This window comes from Lentzea albidocapillata subsp. violacea (genome assembly GCF_900100275.1).
GTDB lineage: Bacteria > Actinomycetota > Actinomycetes > Mycobacteriales > Pseudonocardiaceae > Lentzea > Lentzea violacea.
The window spans coordinates 15,165-41,054 of sequence record NZ_FNET01000001.1 but is presented as its reverse complement, the minus strand read 5'-3'; the positions used below and the strand labels follow the sequence as shown (position 1 = coordinate 41,054).

The 25,890-nt window shown below is 69.1% G+C and carries 28 protein-coding genes; 6 read left to right on the top strand and 22 right to left on the bottom strand.

Features of this window, described 5'->3' with window-relative positions:
- Positions 1–106 precede the first annotated feature (106 nt).
- From BLR21_RS00210 to BLR21_RS00195, 4 genes are all read right to left on the bottom strand, one after another.
- The gene (locus BLR21_RS00210) at positions 107–775 is read right to left on the bottom strand and encodes a hypothetical protein (RefSeq protein WP_143027565.1); all 669 of its coding nucleotides are present in this window, start codon (positions 773–775) and stop codon (positions 107–109) included.
- 53 nt (positions 776–828) lie between these two features.
- Entirely contained in the window at positions 829–1,110 is a 282-nt protein-coding gene (locus BLR21_RS00205; RefSeq protein ID WP_256334345.1) for an NAD(P)-dependent oxidoreductase, read from the bottom strand.
- 81 nt (positions 1,111–1,191) lie between these two features.
- On the bottom strand, positions 1,192–1,293 hold the full coding sequence (locus BLR21_RS43080) for a LysR family transcriptional regulator (RefSeq protein WP_218130689.1): 102 nt from the start codon (positions 1,291–1,293) through the stop codon (positions 1,192–1,194).
- A gap of 26 nt (positions 1,294–1,319) precedes the next feature.
- Positions 1,320–2,297 carry a 2-dehydropantoate 2-reductase gene (locus BLR21_RS00195; protein ID WP_090003607.1) on the bottom strand — a complete coding sequence of 326 codons (978 nt, stop codon included), beginning with the start codon at positions 2,295–2,297 and terminating at the stop codon, positions 1,320–1,322.
- Positions 2,298–2,395: 98 nt separating this feature from the next.
- Between BLR21_RS00195 and BLR21_RS00190 the strand changes: the two genes are divergently transcribed.
- Positions 2,396–3,121 (top strand): GntR family transcriptional regulator, encoded by a 726-nt coding sequence (locus tag BLR21_RS00190; protein ID WP_090003606.1) that lies wholly within the window; start codon positions 2,396–2,398, stop codon positions 3,119–3,121.
- A 245-nt stretch (positions 3,122–3,366) separates the two neighbouring features.
- The gene (locus tag BLR21_RS00185) at positions 3,367–3,552 is read left to right on the top strand and encodes a hypothetical protein (protein ID WP_090003605.1); all 186 of its coding nucleotides are present in this window, start codon (positions 3,367–3,369) and stop codon (positions 3,550–3,552) included.
- Here the strand turns inward: BLR21_RS00185 and BLR21_RS00180 are convergent.
- From BLR21_RS00180 to BLR21_RS00155, 6 genes are all read right to left on the bottom strand, one after another.
- Entirely contained in the window at positions 3,543–4,559 is a 1,017-nt protein-coding gene (locus tag BLR21_RS00180) for a TerC family protein (protein ID WP_176929458.1), read from the bottom strand. The two genes, BLR21_RS00185 and BLR21_RS00180, sit on opposite strands and share 10 nt — an antisense overlap.
- Before the next feature lie 25 nt (positions 4,560–4,584).
- Positions 4,585–5,031, bottom strand: coding sequence for a hypothetical protein (locus BLR21_RS00175; RefSeq protein ID WP_090003603.1), 447 nt, complete (start codon positions 5,029–5,031; stop codon positions 4,585–4,587).
- A 1-nt stretch (position 5,032) separates the two neighbouring features.
- On the bottom strand, positions 5,033–6,439 hold the full coding sequence (locus BLR21_RS00170; protein WP_090003602.1) for an Nramp family divalent metal transporter: 1,407 nt from the start codon (positions 6,437–6,439) through the stop codon (positions 5,033–5,035).
- A 240-nt stretch (positions 6,440–6,679) separates the two neighbouring features.
- A complete protein-coding gene (locus tag BLR21_RS00165; RefSeq protein ID WP_090003601.1) occupies positions 6,680–8,827 on the bottom strand; it encodes an acetate--CoA ligase family protein in 2,148 nt (715 codons plus the stop codon).
- A 20-nt stretch (positions 8,828–8,847) separates the two neighbouring features.
- Positions 8,848–10,089, bottom strand: coding sequence for a formyl-CoA transferase (gene frc / locus BLR21_RS00160; protein WP_090003600.1), 1,242 nt, complete (start codon positions 10,087–10,089; stop codon positions 8,848–8,850).
- A gap of 14 nt (positions 10,090–10,103) precedes the next feature.
- Entirely contained in the window at positions 10,104–11,801 is a 1,698-nt protein-coding gene (locus BLR21_RS00155; RefSeq protein ID WP_090003599.1) for a thiamine pyrophosphate-binding protein, read from the bottom strand.
- A 126-nt stretch (positions 11,802–11,927) separates the two neighbouring features.
- On the opposite strand from BLR21_RS00155, the gene sucC reads away from it, so the two are divergent.
- The gene (sucC, locus tag BLR21_RS00150) at positions 11,928–13,028 is read left to right on the top strand and encodes an ADP-forming succinate--CoA ligase subunit beta (protein ID WP_090003598.1); all 1,101 of its coding nucleotides are present in this window, start codon (positions 11,928–11,930) and stop codon (positions 13,026–13,028) included.
- Positions 13,028–13,906: a succinate--CoA ligase subunit alpha gene (gene sucD / locus BLR21_RS00145; protein ID WP_090003597.1), complete on the top strand. Its 879-nt coding sequence runs from the start codon at positions 13,028–13,030 to the stop codon at positions 13,904–13,906. Before sucC ends, sucD begins: the two co-directional genes overlap by 1 nt.
- On the opposite strand, the gene BLR21_RS00140 is transcribed toward sucD, so the two are convergent.
- The 8 genes from BLR21_RS00140 to BLR21_RS00105 all read right to left on the bottom strand — a co-directional run bounded on the left by BLR21_RS00140 (position 13,899) and on the right by BLR21_RS00105 (position 20,591).
- Positions 13,899–14,960 carry a serine hydrolase domain-containing protein gene (locus tag BLR21_RS00140; protein ID WP_256334344.1) on the bottom strand — a complete coding sequence of 354 codons (1,062 nt, stop codon included), beginning with the start codon at positions 14,958–14,960 and terminating at the stop codon, positions 13,899–13,901. The two genes, sucD and BLR21_RS00140, sit on opposite strands and share 8 nt — an antisense overlap.
- Positions 14,957–15,754, bottom strand: a complete 798-nt coding sequence (locus tag BLR21_RS00135; protein ID WP_256334343.1) for a hypothetical protein — start codon at positions 15,752–15,754, stop codon at positions 14,957–14,959. Before BLR21_RS00135 ends, BLR21_RS00140 begins: the two co-directional genes overlap by 4 nt.
- Positions 15,751–16,050: a type VII secretion target gene (locus tag BLR21_RS00130; RefSeq protein WP_090003596.1), complete on the bottom strand. Its 300-nt coding sequence runs from the start codon at positions 16,048–16,050 to the stop codon at positions 15,751–15,753. Before BLR21_RS00130 ends, BLR21_RS00135 begins: the two co-directional genes overlap by 4 nt.
- Positions 16,047–16,391, bottom strand: coding sequence for a YbaB/EbfC family nucleoid-associated protein (locus BLR21_RS00125; RefSeq protein WP_030478699.1), 345 nt, complete (start codon positions 16,389–16,391; stop codon positions 16,047–16,049). The genes BLR21_RS00130 and BLR21_RS00125 overlap by 4 nt, the downstream gene beginning before the upstream one ends.
- 13 nt (positions 16,392–16,404) lie before the next feature.
- Positions 16,405–17,022, bottom strand: coding sequence for an ESX secretion-associated protein EspG (locus tag BLR21_RS00120; RefSeq protein WP_338061019.1), 618 nt, complete (start codon positions 17,020–17,022; stop codon positions 16,405–16,407).
- Positions 17,019–17,321, bottom strand: coding sequence for a hypothetical protein (locus BLR21_RS00115; protein ID WP_090003595.1), 303 nt, complete (start codon positions 17,319–17,321; stop codon positions 17,019–17,021). Before BLR21_RS00115 ends, BLR21_RS00120 begins: the two co-directional genes overlap by 4 nt.
- Positions 17,318–18,385, bottom strand: a complete 1,068-nt coding sequence (locus BLR21_RS00110) for a hypothetical protein (protein WP_176929386.1) — start codon at positions 18,383–18,385, stop codon at positions 17,318–17,320. Before BLR21_RS00110 ends, BLR21_RS00115 begins: the two co-directional genes overlap by 4 nt.
- A 97-nt stretch (positions 18,386–18,482) precedes the next feature.
- Positions 18,483–20,591 (bottom strand): XRE family transcriptional regulator, encoded by a 2,109-nt coding sequence (locus BLR21_RS00105; protein ID WP_090003593.1) that lies wholly within the window; start codon positions 20,589–20,591, stop codon positions 18,483–18,485.
- An 88-nt stretch (positions 20,592–20,679) separates the two neighbouring features.
- On the opposite strand from BLR21_RS00105, the gene BLR21_RS00100 reads away from it, so the two are divergent.
- Positions 20,680–21,279 carry a DedA family protein gene (locus BLR21_RS00100; RefSeq protein ID WP_256334342.1) on the top strand — a complete coding sequence of 200 codons (600 nt, stop codon included), beginning with the start codon at positions 20,680–20,682 and terminating at the stop codon, positions 21,277–21,279.
- On the opposite strand, the gene BLR21_RS00095 is transcribed toward BLR21_RS00100, so the two are convergent.
- A complete protein-coding gene (locus BLR21_RS00095; protein ID WP_090003591.1) occupies positions 21,242–21,961 on the bottom strand; it encodes an SDR family NAD(P)-dependent oxidoreductase in 720 nt (239 codons plus the stop codon). The genes BLR21_RS00100 and BLR21_RS00095 overlap by 38 nt on opposite strands.
- A gap of 109 nt (positions 21,962–22,070) precedes the next feature.
- Between BLR21_RS00095 and BLR21_RS00090 the strand changes: the two genes are divergently transcribed.
- Positions 22,071–22,913 (top strand): alpha/beta fold hydrolase, encoded by an 843-nt coding sequence (locus tag BLR21_RS00090; RefSeq protein WP_090003590.1) that lies wholly within the window; start codon positions 22,071–22,073, stop codon positions 22,911–22,913.
- Positions 22,914–22,972: 59 nt separating this feature from the next.
- On the opposite strand, the gene BLR21_RS00085 is transcribed toward BLR21_RS00090, so the two are convergent.
- From BLR21_RS00085 to BLR21_RS00075, 3 genes are read right to left on the bottom strand one after another with little or no spacing between them, the layout of a single operon-like run.
- Entirely contained in the window at positions 22,973–23,884 is a 912-nt protein-coding gene (locus tag BLR21_RS00085) for a Gfo/Idh/MocA family protein (protein ID WP_090003589.1), read from the bottom strand.
- Positions 23,885–23,888: 4 nt separating this feature from the next.
- On the bottom strand, positions 23,889–24,956 hold the full coding sequence (locus BLR21_RS00080) for an ABC transporter permease (protein WP_090003588.1): 1,068 nt from the start codon (positions 24,954–24,956) through the stop codon (positions 23,889–23,891).
- Between the two features lies 1 nt (position 24,957).
- Positions 24,958–25,827, bottom strand: coding sequence for an ABC transporter ATP-binding protein (locus BLR21_RS00075; RefSeq protein ID WP_090003587.1), 870 nt, complete (start codon positions 25,825–25,827; stop codon positions 24,958–24,960).
- Between the last annotated feature and the right edge of the window lie 63 nt (positions 25,828–25,890).

Sequence of the window (25,890 nt, the reverse complement as noted above, 5' to 3'; positions counted from 1 at the left end):
CCTGTGCCCATACTGTATGCAATCTTCGGTATGCGCTAGCCCCAGTTGTGTTTCTGTTGCCTGGCAAGCCGGAGATGCCCGGCTTGCAGGGTTCAGAGATGCCTGCTCAGGCCTTGACCAGTGACTCCGCGAAGATCGGCACGGCGGAGGTGAGCCGCAGCAACGCTGCTTCCTTGGTCCGGTTGCCCACCTCCAAGATGACCGCCAGAAGGGTGCCCCGCGCGAGATACGCGTAGCACTGCCACAGCGGCATCTCGGGATGGTCGACCCGTTCGCAGAACACGTAGGACTCGTCGATGCCGTGCGGTTTGACGTGTGGGACGTCCGGAACCACCGTGTGCGCAGTCCGGCCATAAGGGTAGTAAGTCGTGCAGAGGCGCGACCGCCGCTGCACCGTGGTGAGCAGCACCGATCCTGGCAGATCGGACATGGCGTGCACACTCTCGGCCAGGTTCACCCCGCCGGTCCAGGCCCGGGACCGGCTGACCGAGATACCGCTGTCGACACGCAGCGGACTACCCCCGCAGGCGGCGCTCACGTTTGACTGCTCGTGTCCTGGATCACTGTCGTTCGCCGGACTGGTAAGCGCCACCCTGCCACCGAACACGTCGAAAGCACCGGGCGGCGCCAGCGCCTTCTTGACACGCTCGTCCAGCTCCGCCGGCGACGGTGGTGCCGTCGAACTGGTGGTGGCCGGTGACGCCACCGGCCCGCCGCCGGTGCAGGCCGCGAGGAGACCGGCCAGTGCCACCGCCATGCAGATCTTCCTGCTCAACTTGCTCCCCCAGACATGCCCAAATCGGTCATTGAGGGAGAAGTTAATCGAAGTCAGCCGCGGATCGCATACGAATGCGCGCCCGTGCCGGCCAGCTTGCCGCCGTCGACGATGAGGTACTCGTCGCGGTTCGGCGTGCCCGAGAAGAACGACTCCAGGATCTCCCTGATGCCGGCCGCATACCGGGCTTGCGCGGACAGCGAACTGCCGGAGATGTGCGGCGTCATGCCGTGGTGGGGCATCGTCCGCCACGGGTGGTCGGCGGGCGCGGGTTGCGGGAACCACACGTCCCCGGCGTAACCGGCCAGCCGACCGCTCTGCAGTGCTCGCACCACGGCGTCCCGGCTCGTCGCCCGCTCCCCCTCCGGCGTCAGCGCCTCGAACCGGCGGCCGCAGGACCCGATCGGCGCCCCGAGTTAGCGTTCGAGTTTGCTGATCTCCGCCGACAGCGACGGCTGTGACGCGTGGCAGGCCTCCGCGGCGCGCGCGAAGTGGCGTTCACGGGCCAGGGCCGACAAGCCGCTCCAGCTGTCGCAGCATCAGCTCAGGACACCAGCGACGTCCGCGACAGCAGGTCGATCGCCGCGTACACGTGCCGAAGCGTCGGCGCCGGCACGCGGGTCAGCTCCGCGATCTCCACCACGGCGGCGATGATCGCGTCGATCTCCAGCCGTTTCCCGGCCTCCAGGTCCTGCAGCATCGACGTCTTGTGGTGCCCGACGCGGCGGGCGCCGTCGATGCGCTTGTCGATGGAGATCTGCGGGTCGCAGCCCGCGGCCCGCGCGATGGTCAGGGTCTCCGCCATCATCTGGGCCACGAGGTCGCGGCTGTCGTCGTGGTCGCAGATCTCCACCATGGTCGCGCGGGTCAGCGCGCTCAGCGGGTTGAACGCCACGTTGCCCATGAGTTTGATCCAGATGTCCTCGCGGACGTCCTTCTCCACCGGGCATTTCAGCCCGCCCGCGATCATCGCCTCGCTCAGCGCGACGCACCGCTCGGAGATCGACCGGTCCGGCTCGCCGATCGAGAACCTCGTGCCCTCCAGGTGCCGGATCACGCCCGGCGACTCGATCTCGGTCGAGCAGTAGACGACGCAGCCGATCGCCCGTTCCATGGGCAGCACCGCGGTGACCGACCCGCCAGGGTCCACCGCCTCGATCCGTTGTCCCTCAAGGGGATGTCCGGTCATGCCGTGGAAGTACCACCACGGGATCCCGTTCTGCGCCGCGATCACGGCCGTGTCCTGGCCCATCAGCGGTGCCAGCAGATCGCCTGACGACGCGTACGAGTACGCCTTCAGGCCGAGGAAAACGTAGTCGACCTCGCCCACCTCCGCGGGATCCGAGGTCGCATGTGGACGCGCGGTGAAATCACCACGCGGGCTCAGCACTCGCACGCCGTGTTCACGCATTGCGGCGAGATGGGCCCCACGCGCGATCAGATGGACTTCCACGCCCGCACGATGCAAAGCCGCACCGACGTAGGCACCGATCGCTCCGGCTCCGAGAACAGCGATCTTCATAGCACGCCCCGCTCGCTAAGATTGCATACAGTATACGGACAGCACGGGTAAATCTCTAGAAGTGCTTTTTGCATACGAAAAGCTGTATTCTGTCCGGCATGACCTCTTTGCCCAGTGGCCGCCGGGCGCCCCGCGGTTCACTCAGTGCCGCGGCGACCCGCCGGGTCGAACGTCCCGCACCGCTGCGACAGGCCGTCTACGACGCCCTGCTCGAGCTGATCATCAATCGCACCCTCGCGCCCGGCCAGCATCTGGTCGAGGCCGAGCTCGCCGAGTACCTGGGCGTGAGCAGGCAGCCGGTGCGCGAGGCCCTGCAACGACTCCAGACCGACGGCTGGGTCGACCTGCGCCCCGCCCAGGGTGCCTTCGTGCACACCCCGACCGAGGAGGAGGCCGACCAGCTGCTCGCCGTGCGCAGCGTGCTGGAGACCTACTCGGCCAAGCTCGCCGCCGAGCACGCCACCGCGGCCGACGTGAAGCTTCTCAGGAAGCTGCAGAAGGCCGGCGAGGAGGCCCTGGGCACCGCGAACGTCGAGCGCCTGGTCAAGGCGAACGCCGACCTGCACGCGGCCGTCGCGGCGATCGGCCGCAACAAGGTCCTGTCCGAGATGATCGGCCTGGTCGACCGCCGGGTGCGCTGGTACTACACCCCGATCGCCCGCCCGCGCAGCCGCGACTCCTGGAACGAGCACGCCGAGCTGGTCACGGCCATCGCCGACGGCGACGCGGAACGGGCCGGCGAGGTCATGCACCGCCACGCGGAGCAGACCCGCCAGACCTACCACGACCGCAAGTCACCCGAAAGCTCCACTAAGAGCGACTGACCTCTCGGATCACCCAATTCGGTCATTTGGCGCCATACGGGTGATCCGCGACACGATGGCGGACGATTGCATACAAAACGCAGTATGCTGAATCGCGACAGGGACGGGGTCAACGAAGACCCGCAGGAAGTTTCCCACCGGGTACCCGGTGGGACAGACCCCGGCCGCAACCCTGTTCCTCCCGTGGCGCAGTGCCTGTCAGGTCTCTGCGCGCCCCGGGAACCACCATCGACAGGAGGAAGACCATGTCCCGCTTGAAGAAGTTCGCGCGTTCCCTCACCGAGCCGCGCAACGGTGCCTCCGCTGACGGCCGCGCGCTGGGCCTCGGACTGTCCACCGCGCTGACGGAACAGCGCAAGGACGCCGAGGCCCAGGCGGCCGTGGCCAGGACGCTCCGCAAGGACGCCGAAGGCCACAGCATTCACGGCTGAGAGTCCCTGACAGGAGCGTCTTCTTCGCTCCTTCGCGCACTCTCGGCATCCTCCACGGCGGAACGGGCAGCCCGTCGTGAGGTGTGCAGGCTCCATACCGTCGTGACGGCGAGCGTCGCCACGATGACCCCGAGAGACACCACGATCGGGATCTCCGGAGCCCACGAGACACCGTGGTGGTGCATCGCCTCGAAGATGAGCTTGAACCCGATGAACGCGAGCACCACCGCGAGGCCCTTGCTCAGGTGCACCAGGCGATCCAGGAGACCGCCCACCAGGAAGAAGAGCTGGCGCAGGCCCATCAACGCGAACGCGTTGGCGGTCAGCACCAGGTACGGCTCCTTGGTGAGCCCGAAGATCGCCGGGATCGAGTCCACCGCGAACAGCAGGTCCGTGGTGCCCACGGCGACCATGACGATCAGCATCGGCGTCACGACGCGTTTGCCGTCGATGCGCGTCGTCAACGCGGCGCCGTGGTAGACCGTGGTCGCCGGCAGGAACTTCTTCACCGCGCGCAAAGCGGCGTTCTCCGGGACGTCGGCCTCCTCGGTCTCGTCCTGCTTCAGCAGCTTCCACGCCGTGAAGATCAGGAAGGCACCGAAGAAGTAGAACAGCCAGTCGAACCGCGAGATCGCCTGTGCTCCCAGGGCGATGAACACGGTGCGCAGCAACAGGGCCAGGACGATGCCGACGATGAGCACCTTCTGCCGGTACTCCCGCGGCACCGCGAACCGGGCCATGATGATCACGAACACGAACAGGTTGTCGACGCTCAGCGAGTACTCGGTGATCCAGCCGGCGAAGAACTCACCGCCGTAACCGGGCCCGGCGAACACCGTGACGCCGAGTCCGAACAGGACGGCCAGGCCGACGTAGAAGAGCACCCAGTACAACGACTCGCGGAACGACGGTTCGTGCGGTTTGCGCGCCACCAGGTAGAAGTCGAACGCGATGATCGCGGCGATGCCGCCCATCGTCGCGACCCAGACCCAGACGGGAAGATCCAACATCCTTGGCTCCTTCGGCGGAAGGTCAGCGGGAGGCGGTGGCTCCCAAGAGATGTCGCAGTCGCAAGCGCATCGCGATGCGCTCGTGCAGCCACAGGAAACCGATGGCCCAGCCGAGGCTCACGATGCCTTGGTAGGCGAGGAAACCGGCCAGATCCGGGGGCAGCCGGACCTGACCGGCGAGCACGAGGCTCACGGTGGTCTCGTGCACCAGCCGAGCCACGGGAAACGCGACCAGCCAGTACAGAGCGACCGGAGCGAACCGTCCGGCCGGTAACCGGCCCGCCGCCACCAGCAGGCTGAAGCCGCCGCCGAACGCGCCCAGCGGCAGGCCGAGCGCCACCGTCGTGACGAGTGCCCACCCGAGCGGCTGGCCGACGAGCGCGGCCAGCCCTCCCGCGATGAGCCCGGCGGCGAGACCGACGAACGCGCCGGGTACCGCTTCTTTGGGAAAGCCTTCGCGGATCGCCATCTCAGCCCACCACTACTCCGAACTTGACGAGACTGAAGAACAGCATGCCCAGGTAGAACACCGCGCCGAAGCCGATGATGATGTTCGTGATCAGCTTGGGGCGGATGGGCTTGGGCAGCATCCGGTTGTTCACCAGCAGGAGCACCACGCAGTAGGCGCCCATGGCGAACGTCGACAGGAACGCGAGCACGTCGAGGATGGCGCCCGGTCCGTCGGCGGGCCCGAACAGCAGGATCAGGATGCCGAAGGTGATGACACCCCAGAGGAATCCGGCGTAGAGGTGCGACATGCGGAACTTCTTCGCGCCCTTGACGAAGTGGTACGTCATGTCCGCCTGGCCGCGCAAGAACGAGTCGAACAGACCCAGCGTGGCGTTCATGCCGATCAACGCGATGAACCCGAGGAACACCGCGCCGAGCACCGGTCCGCCCGCCGACGCGAAGGCATCCGACATGGCGTTCAAAGCGGCCTCACGCTCACCGGACTCGATGAGCGCCTTGACGTCCGGCGAGGTCCGTGAAGCCGACTGGGCGAGGACCGTGAAAGAGACCGTGACGAGCATCGTGATGCCCCAGAACAGCAACAGCGCGTCGAACGTGACCCAGCGCCGCCAGCCCTTCCACTTCGCGAGCTCCGCCTTGTCGTCGGTGTCGAACATGAAGCCGCGGGACGGCATCTTCTCCTCGTCGCCCGCGTGCCGCAGCCCGCGGACCTTCGGGATGTGCGCGCCCATGCCGGCGCCGCTGTCGCGCAGGTGCAGCGTGTACCACATCTGCTGCATGCCGGACGGGCCGGCGAACGCGATCGAGCCGACGATGATCGGGAACCACTCCGGTGACATGGCCTGCGCCGGGAAGTACCCGAACTGGAACATGCCGGACACCGTGCTGGTCAGGTCTCCCCAGGTGCCGACCATCGCCGCCACCACCGCGGTGCTGACGACGAGCAGTCCGATGAGGATGGACAGCAGGTTCTCGAGCAGGTTGTAGATGACCTTGGCGAGGCTGAACAGCACCCCGACCAGGATCAGGCCCACGCAGGCCGACACCGTCCAGGGTATGCCGGTGATCTTTTCCAGAGCCGCCGCTCCGGCCGACAGGTGACCTGGCCAGATGTAGACGAGTATCGCGACCACGAAGAAGAACCACATGATCGGTTTGAACACGCGTGCGGCGCCGAAGAAGATGCTCTCCCCCGTCGCCATCGCGTACCGCGCCATCTCGAGCATGACGACGGCCTGCAACGTCACGCCGATCAGGAAGAGCCACCTGATGTCCGGTCCGAAGACCAGCACCAGGCGTGGCCACATGTAGGACTCGCCCATGCCCACGCCAAGAGCCACCAGGAACACCGTGGGGCCGAGCAGGTGGATCGACGGTGGTGCGTCGGGGAGTTTCCTGATGGGCATCGCTTCCAGCTTGCCCGCGGCCCAGACACGTTCCTTCTCAGGTGGCGTGCTGGTATCTGTGCGAGCGGCCAGATTTGGATCATCCACGGTTAACAACCTCCAGAGGACCGGCTGTCTTCGTTGACCTCCTTGGCGGGTTCGCGACCGTGGGCGTGTTCACGGTCGCGGACGGGCCATCTCTCCTTGTACTGCCGCAAAATGGTCGTGGCCTCTCCCAAGGCCACGACCACTCGCGACTACCTACAGCAAGCCGGCAGCACGGGCCCACCTGTACTTGGCGCCCAGTACTGCGACAGGCTTCTCCGTTGTGTACGGATACGCAACCACTCCGTGCCGGTACAGGTACTCGCTCGCTTCCTCCACCTCGACGTCACCTGCGAGGGAAGCGACGACGGGCTTGTGGATCCCGTTCGCCCGGTACTCCTCCACGACGTCGACCACGAGCTTCGCGAACACCATCGGTGGCGTGACGATGGTGTGCCAGTAGCCGAGGATCAACGAGTGGATGCGGTCGTCGGCGAGACCGAGCGCGATCGTGTTCCGGTACGTCGAGGGCGGTTCCCCGCCGGTGATGTCGACGGGGTTGCCCGCCGCGCCGAAGGGCGGGATGAACTTCCGGAACGCCGCGTCCAGGTCGTCCGGGATGCTCATCAGGCTGAGTCCGTTGTCCACACAGGCGTCCGAGAGCAGTACGCCCGAGCCGCCCGCGCCGGTGATGATGACGACGTTCTCGCCCTTCGGCGTGGCCAGCAGCGGGATTCCGCGCGCGTACTCCAGCAGGTCGTTGAGGCCGGGAGCGCGGATCACACCGCTCTGCCTGAGGATGTCGTCGTAGACCCGGTCGTTGCCGGCGAGTGCACCGGTGTGCGAGCTCGCGGCCTTGGCACCCTGGTCGGTCCGTCCCGCTTTGAGCACCACGACCGGTTTCTTCGCCGAGACGCGTTTCGCCGTTTCCGCGAAGGACCGGCCGTCCTTGAGGTCCTCCAGGTGCATCGCGACGAGCTGGGTGTTCGGGTCGGACTCGAAGAACGTGAGCAGGTCGTCCTCGTCGATGTCGGCCTTGTTGCCCACACCCACGATCGACGAGACGCCCATGCCCGCGGAACGGCTGAATCCGAGGATCGCCATGCCGATTCCGCCACTTTGCGACGTGAGGGCGACGCCGCCCTTGACGTCGTACGGTGTGCAGAACGTCGCCGAGAGGTTTTCCGGCGTGTAGTAGTAGCCGTAGATGTTCGGACCGAGGATGCGCACGCCGTGCTTGCGGGCGATCGCCACGATCTCGTTCTGCAGGTCGATGTTGCCCGTCTCGCCGAAGCCGGACGGGATCATGATCGCGCCGCCGACGCCCTTCCTGCCGACCTCTTCGAGAGCGGCCGGCACGAACTTGGCCGGGATGGCGAACACCGCGACGTCGATGTCACCCGGAACGTCGGCGATGCTGGCGAACGCCTTGCGGTCGAGGATCTCGTCCGCCTTGGGGTTGATCGGGTAGATCTCGCCCTGGTAGCCGCCGTTGACGAGGTTCTTCATCACCGAGTTGCCGATCTTGCCCTCTTCGTTCGAGGCGCCGATCACGGCGACGGCGGACGGCCTCATGATCCGGTTCATCGAGGCGAGGATCTCGTCCTGCGTGAACCTGTGCGGTTGTTTGGCGGCGTCGGGGTCCACCAGGATCCGGACGTCGACCGCGGTGGCCCCGGAAGGCGTCGCCAGCACGGGGTTGAGGTCGACCTCCGCGAGCTGCGGGAAGTCCGTGACCAGGTCCGACACGCGGTGGATCAGGTCGGCGAGCTTGCCCGCGTCGACGCCCTGCGCGCCGCGGACACCGCGGAGGATCTCCGCCGCCGCGATGCCGTCGACCATCGACAGGGCCTCGTCCTGGCTGGTGGGCGCCAGCCGGAACGTGACGTCCTTGAGCACCTCGACCAGGATGCCGCCGAGCCCGAACGCGACGATCTTGCCGAACGTCTCGTCGGTGGTGGCGCCCACGATGACCTCGTGGACCTCTTTCCCGGTCGGCAGCTGCTGCTGGACCTGGACGCCGGTGATGTCCGCGTCCGCCTTGTAGTTCCCGGCGTTGTGGATGATCGTGCGGTAGCCCTCGGCGACCTCACCGGCGTTGCGCAGGCCCACCAGCACGCCGCCGGCCTCGGTCTTGTGCAGGATGTCCGGTGAGACGATCTTGAGCACGACCGGGTAGCCGATCTCCTCGGCGAACGCGACGGCGCCCTCCGACGACTTCGCCAGCGCCTCGGCCGGGGTCGCGATCCCGTAGGCGTCACAGACCCGCTTGCCCTCCGGCGCGGTGAGCGACGATCGTCCCTCCGCCCGCACCTTCGCGAGTACGTTCTCGACCGCGGCGCGGTCGTAGCCGTTGTCCGGCATGAGATTCCGTCTCCTAGAGGTTAGATGACGCCGGCGGCGCGCAGTCCGGCCAGCCGGTCGGCGCTGTAGCCCAGGGCTCCGAGGACCTCGTCGTTGTGCTCACCGAGCAACGGCGGGCGCTGGATCTCGACGACCGAGTCGGAGAGCTTGAGCGGGTTGCCGACCGTCTTGAACGCGCCGCGCTCGGGGTGCTCGACCTCGACCACGGTGCCCAGCTCGGCCAGCGTCTCGTCCTCGATGATCTCCTTTGTGGACAGGATGGGTCCGCACGGGATGTTGTGGGCGTTGAGCTTGTCCATCACCTCCCACTTGGTGTGCTTCTCCGTCCACTCCTCGATCAGCGCGAACGCCTTGTCCAGCTTGGAGAGCCTGACCTCCGGCGTGTTCCACGCCGGGTCGTCGGCGAGTTCGGGCCTGCCGATCAGCTCGGTCAGCGGGGCCCAGCCGACGGGCTGGATGATCACGTAGATGTAGTCGTTCGGGCCGCCGGGGGCACAGCGCACCGCCCAGCCGGGCTGGCCACCACCGGATGCGTTGCCGGAGCGGGGCACCTCGTCCCCGAACTGCTCGTTCGGGTACTCCCCCAGCGGCCCGTGGGTGAGCCGCTGCTGATCGCGCAGCTTCACCCGGCACAGGTTCAGGACAGCGTCCTGCATCGCGACCTGGACGCGCTGCCCGCGTCCGGTGTTGGTCCGTTGGTACAGCGCGGCCAGGATCGCGGCCACCAGGTGGATGCCGGTGCCCGAGTCGCCGATCTGCGCGCCGGTGGCGAGCGGCGGACCCTCCTCGAACCCGGTGGTGCTCATCGAGCCGCCCATCGCCTGCGCGATCACCTCGTACGCCTTGAAGTCGGCGTAGCGGCCGGGCCCGAAGCCCTTGATCGACGCGTAGATGAGCTTCTCGTTGAGCTCCTGCAGCTTCTCCCACGGGTAGCCGAACCGCTCGACGACGCCGGGGCCGAAGTTCTCGACGAGGATGTCGACGTCGCCGACGAGCTTCTCGAAGACCTCTTTGCCCTCGGGGGCCTTCATGTTGAGGGTGATGCTCCGCTTGTTGCAGTTGAGCATCGTGAAGTAGAGACTGTCCACTTCGGGCAGATCGCGCAGCTGGCCGCGGGTGATGTCGCCCCGTCCCGGCGTTTCCAGCTTGATGACGTCGGCGCCCAGCCAGGCGAGCAGCTGGGTCGACGACGGTCCGGACTGCACGTGCGTCATGTCGAGGACTTTGACGCCCTCCAGGGCCTTGGCCTGAGTTTTACCCATTTTGGTCAGCTCACCTACTTGTACATCGTCTGGTTCATGGTTCCGGGCGCGTACACGTCGGGGTCGATCCACACGTTGATCAGCGACGGCTTGCCGGACTCGCGGGCGCGCCGCAACGCGGGCGCGATGTCCTTGGGGTCGCGCACTTCCTCGCCGTAGCCGCCGAGCATCTTGGCGAACTGGTCGTAGCGCACGTCGCCGAGCGTGTTGCCGACGCGCTCACGCTCCAGCCCGTACTTGGCCGCCTGGCCGTAACGGATCTGGTTCATCGACGAGTTGTTGCCGACGATGCCGACGAACGGCAGGTTGTAGCGGACCAGCGTCTCGAAGTCCCAGCCGGTGAGGCTGAACGCGCCGTCACCGAACAGGGCCACGACCTCCTTGTCCGGCCTGGCCAGTTTCGCGGCCAGCACGAACGGGATGCCGACGCCGAGCGTCCCGAGTGGACCGGGGTCCATCCAGTGGCCGGGCGACTTCGGCTGCACGACCTGTCCCGAGAACGTGACGACGTCGCCGCCGTCGCCGATGTAGATGGAGTCCTCGGTGAGGAAGTCGTTGATCTCGCTCACCAGGCGGTACGGGTGGATCGGCAGGTCCTCCGAACGCAGGTGCTCCAAGCGCTTCTGCCGGGCCTTCTCCTCGACCGCCTGCAGCTCCTCCAGCCACACCTTGCGGCCCATCGCGCCGTTGTCCTCACGACCCGACGCGGCCTGCGCGACGCTCGACAGGACCAGGTCCGCGTCACCGACGATGCCGAGGTCGATGTCGCGGTTCTTGCCGACGGTGCGGTAGTCGAGATCGATCTGGACGACCGTCGCGTTCGCGGACAGCCTTCGGCCGTACCCCATCCGGAAGTCGAACGGGGTTCCGACGATCACGATGACGTCGGCGTTGTCGAAGGCGTACCGGCGCGACAGCTGGAAGTGGTGCGGGTCGCCGGGCGGCAGGGTGCCGCGGCCCGCGCCGTTCATGTAGGCGGGGATGTTGAGGGTGCGGACGAGGTCGATCGCGGAGTCCGTGGCCCGCGTCGTCCACACCTGGCTGCCCAGCAGGATCGCGGGCTTGCGGGCGTGCACCAGCAGGTCCGCGAGCTTCTCGATGTCCGCCGGGTCACCGACGCTGCGCGTGGACGCGCGGTAGTGGCCCGCCTCCGGTACTCGGGCGGCGCTCACCGGCACCTTGGCGTCCAGGACGTCGCGCGGGATCTCCAGGAACGACGGTCCCGGCGCGCCGGCGTTGGCCTCGCGGAACGCCATCGACACCATGTCCGCGATGCGGGCGGTGTGCGGGACGTTCGCCGCGAACTTCGTGATCGGCGTCATCATGTCGACGTGCGGGAGGTCCTGCAGCGAGCCCATCTTGTGCTGGCTCAACGCACCCTGGCCGCCGATCAGCAGCATCGGGCTCTCCGCGCGGAACGCGTTCGCGACACCGGTGACGGCGTCGGTGGTGCCCGGCCCCGCGGTCACGACGGCACAGCCGGGCTTGCCGGTGATCCGCGCGTACCCGTCGGCCGCGTGCGCCGCGACCTGTTCGTGCCGGACGTCGATGACGGCGATGCCCTCGTCCACGCAGCCGTCGTAGATGTCGATGATGTGCCCGCCGCACAGCGTGAAGATGGTGTCGACGCCCTCGGCTTTGAGGGCCTTCGCCACCAGGTGGCCACCAGAGATGGACTCAGGAATCGACTCCGGCTCCGCGGAACTCGTCATCGGCGATCAGCTCCCCTTGGCGCTTCGACTGTAGATTGCATACCGTATGAGGTAGGCATATCGTTACTCCGCTACCAACCGGATGTCCAGAGATGGCCGCAAGTTTTCGGCGAGAGGACGTAGACGGTGGATCTTTTCGAACACGAGGCGCGGGACCTCTTCGAGCGGTACGGGGTGCCCGTTCCGCGTGGTTTCGTGGCGGACACTCCTGAATCCGCGCGCGAGGCCGCCGCACGACTCGGCGGCACCGTCGTCGTGAAGGCTCAGGTGAAGACCGGCGGACGCGGCAAGGCCGGCGGCATCAAACTTGCTTCGTCACCCGACGAAGCTCTGGCCGCGGCCACAGCCATCCTCGGGATGGACATCAAGGGCCATACCGTGCACAAGGTCCTGATCACCGAGGCGAGCGAGATCGCCGAGGAGTACTACCTGTCGTTCCTGCTCGATCGTGCCAACAGGACGTTCATCGGCATGACTTCAGCCACCGGTGGCATGGAGATCGAGGAGATGGCGGACTCCATCACCCGGATGCCGGCCTCGTCCTTCGACGCATCCGCGGCGTTCCCGCCTTCGATCGCCGCGGAAGTGAACGCGGTCGCTTCCGCCTTGTGGAAGGTCTTCGTCTCCGAGGACGCCACCCTGGTCGAGGTGAACCCGTTGGCACGCACCAAGGACGGCCGGATCATCGCTTTGGACGGCAAAGTGACACTGGACGACAACGCGTCGTTCCGGCACTCTCGACCTCAGGACAGCGCCGAGGGTGACCCGCTGGAGGTGCGGGCCGCCGAGAAGGGCCTCAACTACGTCAAGCTCGACGGCACCGTCGGCGTCATCGGCAACGGCGCGGGGCTCGTCATGTCCACTTTGGACGTCGTGGCGCTGGCCGGTGCCGCACCCGCGAACTTCCTCGACATCGGCGGCGGCGCCTCGGCCCAGGTGATGGCCGACGGCCTCGACGTCATCCTCTCGGACCCGTCGGTCCGCAGCGTGTTCGTGAACGTGTTCGGCGGCATCACCGCGTGCGACGCGGTGGCCGACGGAATCGTGCAGGCCCTCGGCATGCTCGGTGACCGCGCCGACAAGCCCCTGGTCGTCCGTCTCGACGGCAACAACGCCGAGGCGGGCCACCGCATCCTCGACGCGGCCCGGCACCCGCTGATCACCGTGGCGCACACGATGGACGACGCGGCGGGCCGTGCCGCCGCCCTGGCCGGCAAGGAGTCCTGATGGCGATCTTCCTCGACGAGAACAGCCGCGTGATCGTGCAGGGCATGACGGGTTCGGAGGGTGCCAAGCACACCCGCCGCATGCTCGCGGCCGGCACGAAGGTCGTCGGCGGCGTCAACGCCCGCAAGGCCGGCACGTCCGTGGACTTCGACGACGTGACGCTGCCGGTGTACGGCACGGTCGCCCAGGCGATGGCGGAGACCGGCGCGACCGTGTCGGTGCTCTTCGTCCCGCCCGCCTTCACCGGCGATGCGGTGATCGAGGCGATCGACGCCGGGATCGGCCTGGCCGTGGTGATCACCGAGGGCGTCCCGGTCCACGACACGGCACGGTTCTGGGCGCACGCCCAGGGCAGGGCCACGCGGATCATCGGCCCGAACTGCCCCGGCATCATCAGTCCCGGCAAGTCCAACGCGGGCATCATCCCCGCGGACATCACCAAGCCGGGGTCGATCGGCCTCGTGTCGAAGTCGGGAACGCTGACGTACCAGCTGATGCACGAACTGAAGGACTTCGGCTTCACCACGTGCGTCGGCATCGGTGGCGACCCTATCGTCGGCACCACGCACATCGACGCGATCAAGGCGTTCGAGGCGGACCCGGAGACCGAGCTGATCGTGATGATCGGCGAGATCGGCGGCGACGCGGAGGAACGGGCGGCGGAGTTCGTGCGGGACAACGTGTCCAAGCCCGTGGTCGGCTACGTCGCCGGCTTCACCGCGCCCGAGGGCAGGACGATGGGCCACGCGGGCGCCATCGTCTCGGGTTCCTCGGGCACGGCGGAGGCCAAGAAGCTGGCCATGGAGGCGGTCGGGATCAAGGTCGGCAGGACGCCGTCCGAGACCGCGGCCCTGGCCAGGGCGATCCTGACTAGCTAGTGCAGATCGCCCGGTCGGCCACGTCGACGGCCGAGGGCTTGCCGGAGCCCTGCCAGTTCGTGTTGGTCACGACCGACGCGAACCGGCCGTCGTCGGTGGTCAGGGTGAACGAGTAGTGCCCGGTGGTCAGGGCACCGTTGTGACCCCATGCGACCACGCCGCACGACAGCGGCATCTTCACCAGGGCCAGGCCGTAGACGTCGGCGGGGCCGAAGGTGCGCTTCATCTCGGCCAGCGCCGCGGGTGAGACGAGCCTGCCGCCGACCAACGCGCGGTAGAACCGCTGGAGGTCGTCCAAAGTGGACTCCATGGCACCGGCGGTGCTCCAGAACGACAACTCGACGGCGGTGGTCGCCTCGGTCCAGAAAAAGAGCTGGCCGAGGCGTCCACCCAGATAGCCGTTCAGGAAAGGCGTCTTCAGCGCACGGTCACCGGATGCCGGGAAGCGGGTCCCGGTCAGGCCGAGAGGGTGGATGACCCGCTCGGTGATCGCGTCGCCGGCCTGCCTGCCGGTGAGACGCTCGATCAGCATGCCCAGCACCAGGAAGCCGACGTTCGAGTAGTTCTGAGCGGCACCGGGAGCGTTCTGGGCGGGCTCGTCCATCGCCGAGCGGACGAGCTCGGCCAGCGTGTACGTGCCGCCCGGGCCCGCCTTCGCGTCGCGGACGTCGCGGACGAGCCCGGCGGTGTGCTGCAGCAACTGGCGGACGGTGATCACATCACCGTCGTAGTTGCCGGTGACCACGCCGGGCAGGTACCGCGAGATGGGGGCATCCAGTTCGGCGCGGCCCTCGTCGACGAGTTGCAGCACCACCACGGCGGTGAACGTCTTGGTCTGGCTACCGATCCGGAAGTGGTCGGCCGCGGTGATCGGGCGCCGCTCGTGGAGCTTCCCGGTGCCGGTCGACCGCGTACCGGACCCGGTGTGCACGGCGGCGCCCGGTCCCGCCTGCATCAGGTACTGGTCGAGCACCGTCTGCACGCCGTCGTCGGCCTTCGCCGGCGCGGCACCGAGGAGCAGGAGCGCGCAGACGAGCACGGTGAGGCGCTTCACGCGGTCACCTCCTTGGCCGTCGGCAGTTCGGCCGAGCCGGACGCCTTGTTCCCGATCACCGACATCGCCTGCTGCACGATCTTCAGCACCGCCTGCGCGCCCTCGACCAGCTTGATCAGGTTCTCGCCGCTGGCCAGCAGCTCGCCGAGCTTGGCCGCGATCTGCCCACCGCACTCGACGGCGATCTGCACGCACTGCGGGATCGCCACGGCGATGCTCTGCCCGAACGTCACGCCCGCCGCGGCGATCGCCTGGGTCATGATCGGCACGATCTTGCCGACCGCCTCGGTGATCAGCCTCGTCACCTCGACGACCACCTGCGCGACCACCTCGCCCGCCTTGATCAGCGCGGTGGCGTTGGTCAGCGCGGTCTCGGCCACGGACAGCACGCCGTCGACGAGTTCCTGGCCCGTCTTGGCGTACTCGGCCGCGCTGTCGCCGGTCCAGCCGTCGGTCTCGCTGCTCGCCTTGGCGCCGTACTCGCCGGCGAGGCTGGTCGCGGCCTTGCTCGCGTTCTGGAACTCGCCCGCGCCCTGCCCGACGCCGTCCGGGTCGCCGCGCAGCTCGTTCAGCGGCTCCTCCAGGAACGAGATCATCGGCGTGAGGAAACCGGCGCCCGCGCTGTCCAGTGCCTGCAACGGTTTCCCGTTCGAGCCCAGTTCGCTCATCGGGGCCTTGGGCGTGGCGGCCAGGTCGGACGACAGCCACTCGTCGCCCGCGATGGCGTTCGTGGTGGTGCGGAGCTCGTTCAGCAGCGCGGCGATCGTGCCCGCGTCCGTCGTGGTGGCGGTCATCGGCCCGCTCCCGTGATGTCCTCGGCGTTGCGCTCGTCGGTGCGCTGGTAGTTCTCGGCGGTCCGCCGCATGCCCTCACCGACCTTGTCCATTGTGGACGCGACGTGGGCGAAGGCGCCCATCGTCTCCCCCATCGGACCGCTCAGGCCGGAGCTGAGGAACTGGGCGAACGAGCCGAGCGAGGACTGACCGATTTGGCCGGGCAACCGGGTGCCGGTGTCAGACAGCTGGTCGGCGTACCCGGTCAGGGTCCTGGCGTGGCGGCGCAACTGCTCGTGGTCGGCGGTGAAGCTCATCGCACGGCCTCCGGCAGGTGCCTGGTGATCTGGTGCAACGCATCGCTTTCGCCGAGGTAGTCCGCCATGACCTCGGTCATCCGCGCGCTCGCCAGCCGTTGCGCCTCCCGCGCGGTGCTGACGATCAGCATCGCGAGCGTGTCGACGTCGAGCTTGCGCGCCGCCGGCGTCAGCGCGACGTCGCCGAGCACACCGCCCGCGTTCACCGTCACGGTGACCTCACCGCGTGGCGAGGTCGCCTTCGCCCCCACCTCGGCCAGGCTCGCGCTCGCCGACCGCGCGCTGTAGGCGACGCGCTCCAGGCGTTCCTGGTAGTCCGCCAGCCACTGTGCTGGATCCACTTCTCCCCCTCAATCAGGCTCGCGCGACTGCGGCGAGCTCACCGATCATGCGGACCAGGTCGTGGTGCCGCAGCGGGTTGACGCTCACCCAGCCGTCATCACCGGCGTCGACCCTGACCCGTCCGCTCGCACTGTCCAACCAGGACACTTCCTGCCGCTGCCCGCCCCTGACCACGCCCGCCTGGCCCTGCCCGGTGACCTCCAGGTCGAGTCCGGCGCCGGGCGGCAGGGTGATCGGCATGAGCTGCGCGGGCCGGGCGTGCGGGACCAACGCCACGAGCTCGTCGCCGAGCGTCTCCGCCTCGACGTGCGCCACCCGGACCGTGCTCTCGGACTGCGTGCACACCACGGCTTCGTCGCCGTAGACCAGCGCGACCGCACCCGTGCCGGGCACGACGAGATCGACCACGGCGGTGTGCTCGTGCAACGCGGTGACGAGCGACGCGGCCATGCCGACAGGTCCGTGCGCCGCGGCCAGTCCGCGCGCCTGCAACCCGTGGCCCGCCTCGGCGAGGAGCCGCGCGCGTTCGTCCGCGAGCTTGCCGAACGACGGCACCCGCAGCGGGAACGGCCAGCGCACGCCTGCGTGCGTGGCGAGCAGGTCCATCTCCACCAGGTCGAAGGCGATCACCGGTCCGCCTTCCGCTCCTGCTCGGCGTCGGTCTCGGTGTAGGTGGACCTGATGTCGGCGAGCATCTGCCGGAACTCGCGCACCTCGCGTTCGGCGGCCCCCACCTCGCCCGCGAGCCCCGACCCGGCGTCCTTGAGCCGGCGCGACAGGTCCTGGGCGGGCGGCGCGGTCCCGAGCAACGGCTGCCGCTCGGCCAGCCTGCTCGACGTCGCCACGAGGTCGGCGGTCAGCTCGGCCAGCCTGCCCAGGATCCTCACCCGGTCCTGCAACTGGTCGGGCGCGACTTCGAAGCCGGTCACTGTTCCTCCCCGATCACGGCCGGAGACACCCGTTCGGTCACCGCGAACAGGTCGTGGTCGAGCGTCGGCATCTGGTTCTCGTGCTCCTGGTCCTCGTCCTTGCGCGCCGCTCCCGCCGGAGACGCGCCCATCGCGTTGTTCTGGCCGGACGTGCGCGCGTCGGCGGTGAGAGTGCCGCCCGCGGCGATTCCGCCGTGCTGACCGAACATCACCCCGGCCCGCATGCCCGGTGTGAGCTGCTGGCTGACCGGGGTGGCCCCGCCGACCACCGGGCCCCGCGTGGCCGTCGCCACCGAACCGCCCACCAGCCGCTGCCACGGCACACCGCCCGAACTGGGCGTCTTCACCTGGGCCACGGCCGCGGCACGGGGCGTGGGGGCGGCCTGCGGGACGTTGCTCCTGGCGTCCTCGATGAGGCGGCCGCTGCCGTTGAGGCTGGACTCGTAGGTCTGCATCGCCCGGACCGCCTGGGCCTTCTGCTGGTCGGCGGAGGCGGCGCCGAAGTAGAAGTAGAAGCCCGAGGTCGCTCCCGCGGGCATCGTGGGCGCACTCGGCAGGGCCATCGGGGCGGGCGCGCTCGGCAACGCGAACGGCGCGGGTGCGAACGACCCCGGCGCACCCGGCAACGCGAACGGCGCGGGCGCGAACGACCCCGGTGCACTCGGCAGCGCGAACGACCCCGGCGCGCTGGGCAGCCCGGCGAACGCCGGCATCGTCGTCCCCGGAGACGGTGGCGGCGGCATCGCGGCCCGAGCCGCGGCCAGCGCGTCGGCCGAGTCCTGCGCGGCCTTCTGCCCCGCCGCGGCCAGTTCGCTGATCTTCCCGATCCGCTCGGCCAGCGCACCGAGCCGCGCCGCGGCCTCCTCCGCCGCGGCCCCGGCCCACCCGTCGAGCAACGCCGCCCGCTGCTCCCGAAGCACTTCGGCGTGCGCGTCCAACGCGGCGCGGTGACGCGTCCACTCGTCGGCGACCGTGCTCACATCCGCGACGTCAGCGTCCTGCCACAGCATCCGATGCAACTCTTCGTGGCTGTACGCCTCCCAGTTGATCTCACCAGGCGACACCCCTCGACCCCCTTCGTCCGTCCCCGGCAAAACGATCACAGCGGGGCCGGACGAAAGACAGGCCAGACGACCGGCCACTTATGGCCGGTCTGTCTGATCAGCGCAAACGCGCGAAATGCTCCTGCAGGCGCGCGTGCCGGAACTGGTAGACCGCACCCGCCCGGCGCAGCACGCCACGCCGGTAGGCGTCGTCGAGGAACGCCGGCATCCCCCACGGCAGCTTCCCGGTCAGCGGCAGCCAGACGCGCGCGAACACCACCCACTGCCCCCACGCGGTCAGGCTCAGCACGTACGCCAGCCCACCGCCGATCCCGCCGACGAGCCCGAGCGCCAGGGCCGTCGTCGGACTCCACACCACCACGAACCGCAACGCCGTCAGCCCGCTCGCGACGACCCCGGTGGCCCCCGCGACGAACACCGCGAACACCGGCACCATCACCCCGACGAGCCCGAGCACCGCACGCCGGTTCGCCGCCAGCAACCCGTCGGGACTGCCCGCCGACCGCACGTCGAGCGGTGCCTCCATCGCGGCGACCACGGCGAACACCATCCCGGCGCCGAAACCGAACACCAGCCCGAACACGCCGACGTCGACCAGCACCCCGGCCGTCATCTCGAAACCGGGCGTGACCAGCCAGTACGCCATGGCGCGCACCAGCCCGTACGCGGCACCGACCGCGCCGCCGAACGCCAGCCCGAGCAGTCCGCGTGACCACACCCGTCTCCCGGCACGGCCGCGCAGCCGCAGCCGGGTCCGCACGGGTTCGAGCGGCGTCCTGCTCACCACGTACCGGTGCGCCACCCCGAACAACACCCCGGTGACCAGCCCGATCATCACCGCGAACGCCACGCCCCTGGCGACCAGCCCGCCCACCAGTACGGCCTCCAGCACCACGTCCGCGACCCCGACCGCCACCCCGACGGTCAGTCCGGTCACCGACGACGACGTGCCGAACCGCCACCACGCCACGTCGTGCGTGCCGAGCCTGGTCAGGTGGACGGCGAGATGGCTGAGCCAAGGCTGCACGCGTTCGGCATGCACGCCGTACACAGCCGGTATGAAGCTGCCGAGCAGGTGGCGTTCGATCTGCTCTGGCTCGTGGAAGTCCAGCAGCGCGATCGGATCGTGGTCCGGGGTGTCGCTGTAGATCCGCCGCGCCAGCGCCACCATCAGCGGCGTCGTCAGCACCTGCGCCAGCGGACCGCCGTTGCGCACCTCGTCCAGCACGGGCTTCCAGGCGTTGCCGCCCGGCCCGGTCTTGCGGGTGGTGCGCGGCAGGTAGTCCGCCAGGTCGTCGCACGTCAGATCGGCCAGCACGACCGTGGCGGCCGACGTCAGCACGTCCGTGCCCTCGACGGCGTCGCGATACTCGTCCACCCTGCTGGTCAGCAGCAATGGCAGAGTGGTGGTGTTCAACGCGTTGAGCGCCGGCCGGTGCAGCCCGGCCGCGATCTCGTCGAAACCGTCCAGCACGGGCAGCACCCGCTGCGAGTCGACCAGCGCCGCCGCCAGCGTGCCACCGCCGGGTCCCGGCGCCGCGAGGAACGGGTGGTCACGCGTCAGCTGGCCGGCGAGCCAGTCGCGGAGCCCCAGACGTCCGGGATGCCACGCGCCGAGGTGGAAGATCACCGGCACCGGATCGGCCGGGTTCCGCGCACCGAGCAGGTCCAGGACGAACCGCGTGGTCAGCACCGTCTTGCCGGCCCCGGCCCGCCCCAGCACGACCAGCCGCCGCGACCCGACCCTGCGGTAGACCTCGACGACCTGGTCCAGCCGCCCGCCGAGCACGGCATCCGCGCCGATGTTGAGCCGGCTGTCCATCCACGTCGCGGGCGCCTCGTCCCACCGCACCGGCAGCGGCACCGGGTCGTGGACCTGCCGCTGCTCCTCCTCGCGCCGCCAGCGGGCCTCGACCGCGACCTTCAACGTCTCGACGGCCTCGTGCAGTGGGTCGAACCGGACCGGCTCCACGACCAGCGGTTCGTCGCGCCCTGCGGCGGAGAACAGCTCGGTCCGTTCCGCACCCGTGAGTTCCAGTGCGTCCGCCAGCGCGCGCACGGTGCCCATGCGGGGATCGGTCCGTTCGCCGGTCTCCAGCCCACGCACCGTGCGAATGCCCACGGCAGCGCGCTGAGCGAGCGCTTCCTGACTCAAGCCCGCCCGCTGCCGCCATTGACGCAGCAGTAAGCCGAACTGGCTCGCCACAACCGCCCCCTCGTCCAGATGATCAGCAGAGTACCGAGACGGGCGCGTCTCGTGGCCGATGCCATCCGGTTGGAGGAAGATCACGGATGTGCTGACCGAGTGGCTCGACGCCGTTCCACCGTTGCTGGTCTACGTCCTCGTGGGTCTGGTGGTCGGGGTCGAGAGCATGGGGATCCCGTTGCCGGGCGAGGTCGTGCTGGTCGCGGCGGCGCTCATGGCCTCGCACCACGACGGCGTCTCGCCGCTCTGGGTCGGCGTCGCCGCGTCCGCCGGCGCGATCATCGGCGACACCGCCGGGTACGCGCTGGGCAAGCGGTTCGGGCCGCGGATCTTCGGCTGGGCGGGTGAGAAGTTCCCCAGCCACTTCAGCGCGGACAAGGTCGGCCGCGCCCAGGCGCTGTTCGAACGGTTCGGCGCCTGGGCGGTCTTCTTCGGCCGGTTCGTGGCGTTGCTGCGGATCCTGTCCGGTCCGCTCGCGGCCACGATGGGCATGCACTACGGGAAGTTCCTGCTGGCCAACGCCGCCGGCGGCATCGCGTGGGCCGGTGGCACGACGGCGGCCGTCTACTTCGTCGGAGAGGCCGCCGAGCACTACCTCGCGGAGTTCTCCTGGATCGCGCTCGTGGTCGTGCTGCTGGCGGTCATCGGGTTCAGCGTCCGAGCCCGGCTCCGCCGTTCACCCCGATGACCTGGGCGGTGACGTGCCCGGCCTCCGGCGAGGTCAGGAACGCGATCGCCGCGGCCACGTCCGCCGGGGTGCCCGCGCGGCCGTTCGCCGTGTTGCCCACGAGCACCTTGCGCCGTTCCTCGCTCAGGGTGCCGCCGAAGAACTCGGTGTCCTCGGTCACGCCCGGCGACACCACGTTGACCGTGATCCCCCTGCTTCCCAGCGAGAACGCGAGATCCGCCGTCCACGCCTCGACCGCGGCCTTCGCCGCACCGTAGGAACCCGAACCACGCCGGCCCGCGATCGAGCCGACCGTCACCACCCGTGCGTTGTCCGCGAGGCGCGGCTCCAGCGCGGTCGTCACGAGCACGGCGCTGACCACGTTGGCCTCGTAGCTCGCGATCCACAGGTCCCGCAGGCCGGCCAGGTTCTCCGGCGCGGGACGACGCCGCGCCACGTTGCCTCCCGCGTTGTTGACCAGAACGTCCACTTGCGACGGAAGATCGTCCAGCGCCGCCTGCACCGCCACCGGGTCCGACGCGTCGAACGCGACCGCCCGTGCCCCGATCTCGTCGGCCGCCGCCTTCAGCACGTCCTCCCTGCGTCCGGTGATCACCACGTCCAGACCCTGCTCCACGAGCCGGGCCGCCACCGCTTTGCCGATGCCCGTGCCGCCGCCGGTCACCACTGCTGTTCGCGTCATGCGAGCCTTGATACCAGTGGCGAACATGCAGGTCGATCGGTTTGCCGGCCCTCCGGAGTTCACGTCTGTGACTAGGCTGATCAGACCCGACTCCACTGGGGAGAATCACATGGAAACTCATGTTCTGGAAACCGACGGCGCCGCGATCACGTACGACGTGAGCGGCTCCGGTGGGCGTCCGTTGATGATGATCGGCCAGCCGATGGACGCCAGCGGGTTCGTCGCGTTGCGCGCCCAGTTCCCCGACCGCACGGTGATCACCTACGACCCGCGCGGCCTCGGTCGCAGCACCCGTTCGGACGGTCGTACCGACAACACCCCCGAGACCCAGGCCGCGGACGTCCACGCGGTGATCGAGGCCGTCGGCGGTCCGGTCGACCTGTTCGCGTCGAGTGGTGGCGCGGTCACGGCCCTCGAACTCGTCGCCGCGTACCCGGACGACGTGGTCACGCTCGTCGCGCACGAGCCGCCGATCATCGACGTGCTGCCCGACGCGGCCGCCGCTCGCCGGGCACGCGACGGGTTCATGAACGCCTACCAGGCCAAGGGCCAGGGCGCGGGCATGGCGGCGTTCATTCAGATGAGCTCGTGGCAGGGCGAGTACACCGACGAGTACTTCGCGTTGCCCCTGCCGGATCCCGCGCAGTTCGGGATGCCGGCCGAGGACGACGGCAAGCGCGACGACCCGTTGCTCGGGACCACCTCGCTCGCCATCACCGACTACTACCCGCGCGTGCAGGCGCTGGCCGCCGCGCCCACTCGCGTCGTGATCGCCGTCGGCGAGGAGACCGGTGACACGTTCACCGGCCGCACGGCCGTCCACACGGCACGCCTGCTCGGCCAGGAGGCGGTGGTGTTCCCCAGCCACCACGGTGGTTTCCTCGGCGGCGAGTTCGGTTACGCGGGCAAGCCGGAGGAGTTCGGCGTCAAGCTCCGCGAAGTCCTCGGCTGAGGACGACGCCGGCGGCACGCATCCGGCCGAGGTTCTGCCGAATCGTGCCGCCGGACGCATTACCGCAGGAAGGCCTCGACCACCTCGGCCACCCGCTGCCCGCTGGCGAAGTCCGCCAGGTCACGCGGGTACTCGCCCCGCACGGCCTGCGCGAACAGCGTGAGCCGCGAGTAGTCGGAGCCGGTCTGCTCCAGCGCCACCGGTTCCCACCCGCCGCCGTCCGAAGTGGACAGCAGAGCCCACTGGTCGAGACGCAGCGATCGTTCGGTGCCCCAGGCGGTCCACTCGTAGACCTCGGGCCCGGCCAGTCCGGAGAACGCCGACACGTGCACCGGCACGCCGCTGCCCCGCAGCACACCCCGTGCCGCCACCTCGGCCGCGCCGGGCTCGGGGAAGTCCGCCGACACCGACTCGACCGTGAGCGGTCCGAGCATCCGGTCGGTCAGGTAGACGAAGTGCGACAACACCTCGCGGACGAACCCGCCCTGCTCGGAGCGCGACAGCCAGGCCGCCTCGGCCTGGAACGCCCTGGGCCAGCGCGGGAACTGCAGCCGGATCTCGACGCCGCGCAGCGTGCCCAGTTCGGGCAGCCGCCGTTCGATCTCGATCGTCGCCACCATGTCCGACAGCGCGAAGTTCACGGCGTTCGGCCGTCCGGCAGCGGCTTCGGCCATCGCGCGGGCTTCGGCGAGGTCGACGGCCAGCGGCTTCTCGCAGAACACCGCCTTGCCCGCAGCGAAGGCCTTCAGCACCAGCTCGGCGTGCGAGGCGGGCGGCGTCGAGATGTACACGGCGTCCACATCGGACAGCACGTCGTCCAGCGTCGTGACGACCGGGATGTCGAGCGTGCGGGGTACGACGTCGACGCCGGCGACCACGGTGAAGCCGGGATGCTGCCGCGCCGCCGTCAGCATCCGGGTGCCCATGGCTCCCAGGCCGACGACGGCGAGGCGAATCGGATCAGCGATCATGGGCCTATTCTGCAGGTGCCCAGGCCTTGGACAGCTTCACCCGGGCTCCGGTCTGCAACAACGAGTTGGTGTAGAGCCTGGACGCGACCAGCAGGATTGCGACGACGGTCGCCGCGAGGATGCCGAGTGACAGGATCGCCTCCCACGGCTTCGCCTGTTCGGCGAACAACCGCACCGGCATCGCGACACCGGCTGTGAAGGGCACGAACGACATCCACTTCAGCACCACGGGGTTCTCGAAGAAGAACTGCACGCCGAAGTACGGCCCCATCACCGCGATCATGACCAGGCCCATCGTCGAGCCGAGGTCCTCCTGGCGGCTGACCAGCGCGCCGGCGACCGCCCACATCGACGAGATCAGCACGAACCCGAGCATCAGGAACGGCACGAACCAGCCCAGCGCGGGCGCCACCACCCCCAGCAGTTCGCCGAGTCCCGCGACCCGCAGCGCTATCGGTGCCGCGAGCGCCAGCACGACGACCTGGCCCAGGGTGAGGATCGTGTGCCCGAGGATCTTGCCGGCGAGCAGGGCCCGCACCGGCACCGTCGACACGAGGATCTCCACGATCCGGGTCTGCTTCTCGGTCACGGTGCTCTGCGCGATCGCCGCGCCGCCCATGCCGAACATCAGGAACACCAGCCCGAACACGATGACCGTGACGGCCCGCTGACCGGAGGTCACCGCCGAGGCGTCCAGCAGCTCCACCGGGGGCGCCTGGACGAGCTGGGCGACCACGTCGTCCGGCGCGTCGTTGAGCGCGAGGACCTTGACCCCGGCGCCGTCCGGCACGATCGCGGCCTCGACGTCGTCGGCTCTGACCAGGTCGGCGGCTTCCTGGACGGTGCCGACCTCCCGCACGTCGAGTTCCTTGCCCTGCACCACCTGCACGGCCGAGCCGACCGCGGCGACCTTCGGGTCGTCGCCGCCGAACACCGTCGGCAGGATCGTGAGCGCGAACAACCCGACGATCGTGAAGGCGAACCCGATCCAGAAACCCTTGGTGGTGACCAAGGTCTTCATCTCACGTTCGGCGACGAGCCACGTCGCCTGGCTGAAGGAGGCCCGAGCCATGTCAGATCACTTCCCTGAAGATCTCGTCCAGTGTGGGCACGACGGGCGTGAACGAGCGAACCTCGCCGCGTTCGAGTGCTGCCCTGAGCACCTGCTGGGGTTCCGCCTCGAACACCGCGCGCGGCCCGTCGAGCTCGAGAATGCTGGCGCCGGGCACGTCGCGAACCCAGCCCGCGTCCTCCGCGACGACGATCTCGTAGCGGCTCCCCGCGTGCCTGGCCCGCAGCTCCTCGCGTGACCCGTTGGCCACGACCCGTCCCTTCGAGATGATCACGACGTCGTCGCAGAGCCGTTCCACGATCGCCAGCTGGTGGCTCGAGAACAACACCGGCACGCCACTGGCGGCCCGCTTGCGCAGCACGTCCAGCACGGTCTCGACGGCGATCGGGTCGAGGCCGGAGAACGGCTCGTCCAGGATCAGCACGGCCGGCTCGTGCACCAGCGCGGCAGCGATCTGCACGCGCTGCTGGTTGCCGAGCGACAGCTCCTCGAGCCGGTCCCCGGCCCGTTCGGTCAGCTCCAGGTCCTCGAGCAGCGCGTCGGTGTTGCGCTGCGCGGTCTCCCGGTCGACGCCGTGCAACCGAGCCAGCCACGTGATCTGGTCGCGCACCTTCATCTTGGGGTAGAGCCCGCGTTCCTCCGGCATGTACCCGAAGTCCGGCCGCGTCTGCGCCGTGACCTCCTGGCCGTTCCAGCTCACCGTTCCCCCGTGCGCGGCGAGCACCCCCAGCACGATGCGCATCGTGGTCGTCTTGCCCGACCCGTTGGCGCCCAGGAAGCCCGTCATCCGGCCGGGCCGGACGTCGAAGCTCACCTCGTCGAGCACCCTGTGATCGCCGAAGCTCCGGCTGATCCCCCTGACAGTCAACATGGGAGGAACGGTAGATCGTCGCGTTCAAGATCGCGTCCGCCGCGCGGCATCATCCTCAGGGAG

Coding starts and splice junctions, on each gene's coding strand:
- BLR21_RS00195 (WP_090003607.1), bottom strand. CDS start 2,297: ATGAAGATCGCTGTTCTCGGAGCCGGAGCGATCGGTGCCTACGTCGGT.
- BLR21_RS00190 (WP_090003606.1), top strand. CDS start 2,396: ATGACCTCTTTGCCCAGTGGCCGCCGGGCGCCCCGCGGTTCACTCAGT.
- BLR21_RS00185 (WP_090003605.1), top strand. CDS start 3,367: ATGTCCCGCTTGAAGAAGTTCGCGCGTTCCCTCACCGAGCCGCGCAAC.
- BLR21_RS00175 (WP_090003603.1), bottom strand. CDS start 5,031: ATGGCGATCCGCGAAGGCTTTCCCAAAGAAGCGGTACCCGGCGCGTTC.
- BLR21_RS00170 (WP_090003602.1), bottom strand. CDS start 6,439: ATGCCCATCAGGAAACTCCCCGACGCACCACCGTCGATCCACCTGCTC.
- BLR21_RS00165 (WP_090003601.1), bottom strand. CDS start 8,827: ATGCCGGACAACGGCTACGACCGCGCCGCGGTCGAGAACGTACTCGCG.
- frc (WP_090003600.1), bottom strand. CDS start 10,089: ATGGGTAAAACTCAGGCCAAGGCCCTGGAGGGCGTCAAAGTCCTCGAC.
- BLR21_RS00155 (WP_090003599.1), bottom strand. CDS start 11,801: ATGACGAGTTCCGCGGAGCCGGAGTCGATTCCTGAGTCCATCTCTGGT.
- sucD (WP_090003597.1), top strand. CDS start 13,028: ATGGCGATCTTCCTCGACGAGAACAGCCGCGTGATCGTGCAGGGCATG.
- BLR21_RS00135 (WP_256334343.1), bottom strand. CDS start 15,754: ATGACCGCCACCACGACGGACGCGGGCACGATCGCCGCGCTGCTGAAC.
- BLR21_RS00130 (WP_090003596.1), bottom strand. CDS start 16,050: ATGAGCTTCACCGCCGACCACGAGCAGTTGCGCCGCCACGCCAGGACC.
- BLR21_RS00095 (WP_090003591.1), bottom strand. CDS start 21,961: ATGACGCGAACAGCAGTGGTGACCGGCGGCGGCACGGGCATCGGCAAA.
- BLR21_RS00090 (WP_090003590.1), top strand. CDS start 22,071: ATGGAAACTCATGTTCTGGAAACCGACGGCGCCGCGATCACGTACGAC.
- BLR21_RS00085 (WP_090003589.1), bottom strand. CDS start 23,884: ATGATCGCTGATCCGATTCGCCTCGCCGTCGTCGGCCTGGGAGCCATG.
- BLR21_RS00080 (WP_090003588.1), bottom strand. CDS start 24,956: ATGGCTCGGGCCTCCTTCAGCCAGGCGACGTGGCTCGTCGCCGAACGT.
- BLR21_RS00075 (WP_090003587.1), bottom strand. CDS start 25,827: ATGTTGACTGTCAGGGGGATCAGCCGGAGCTTCGGCGATCACAGGGTG.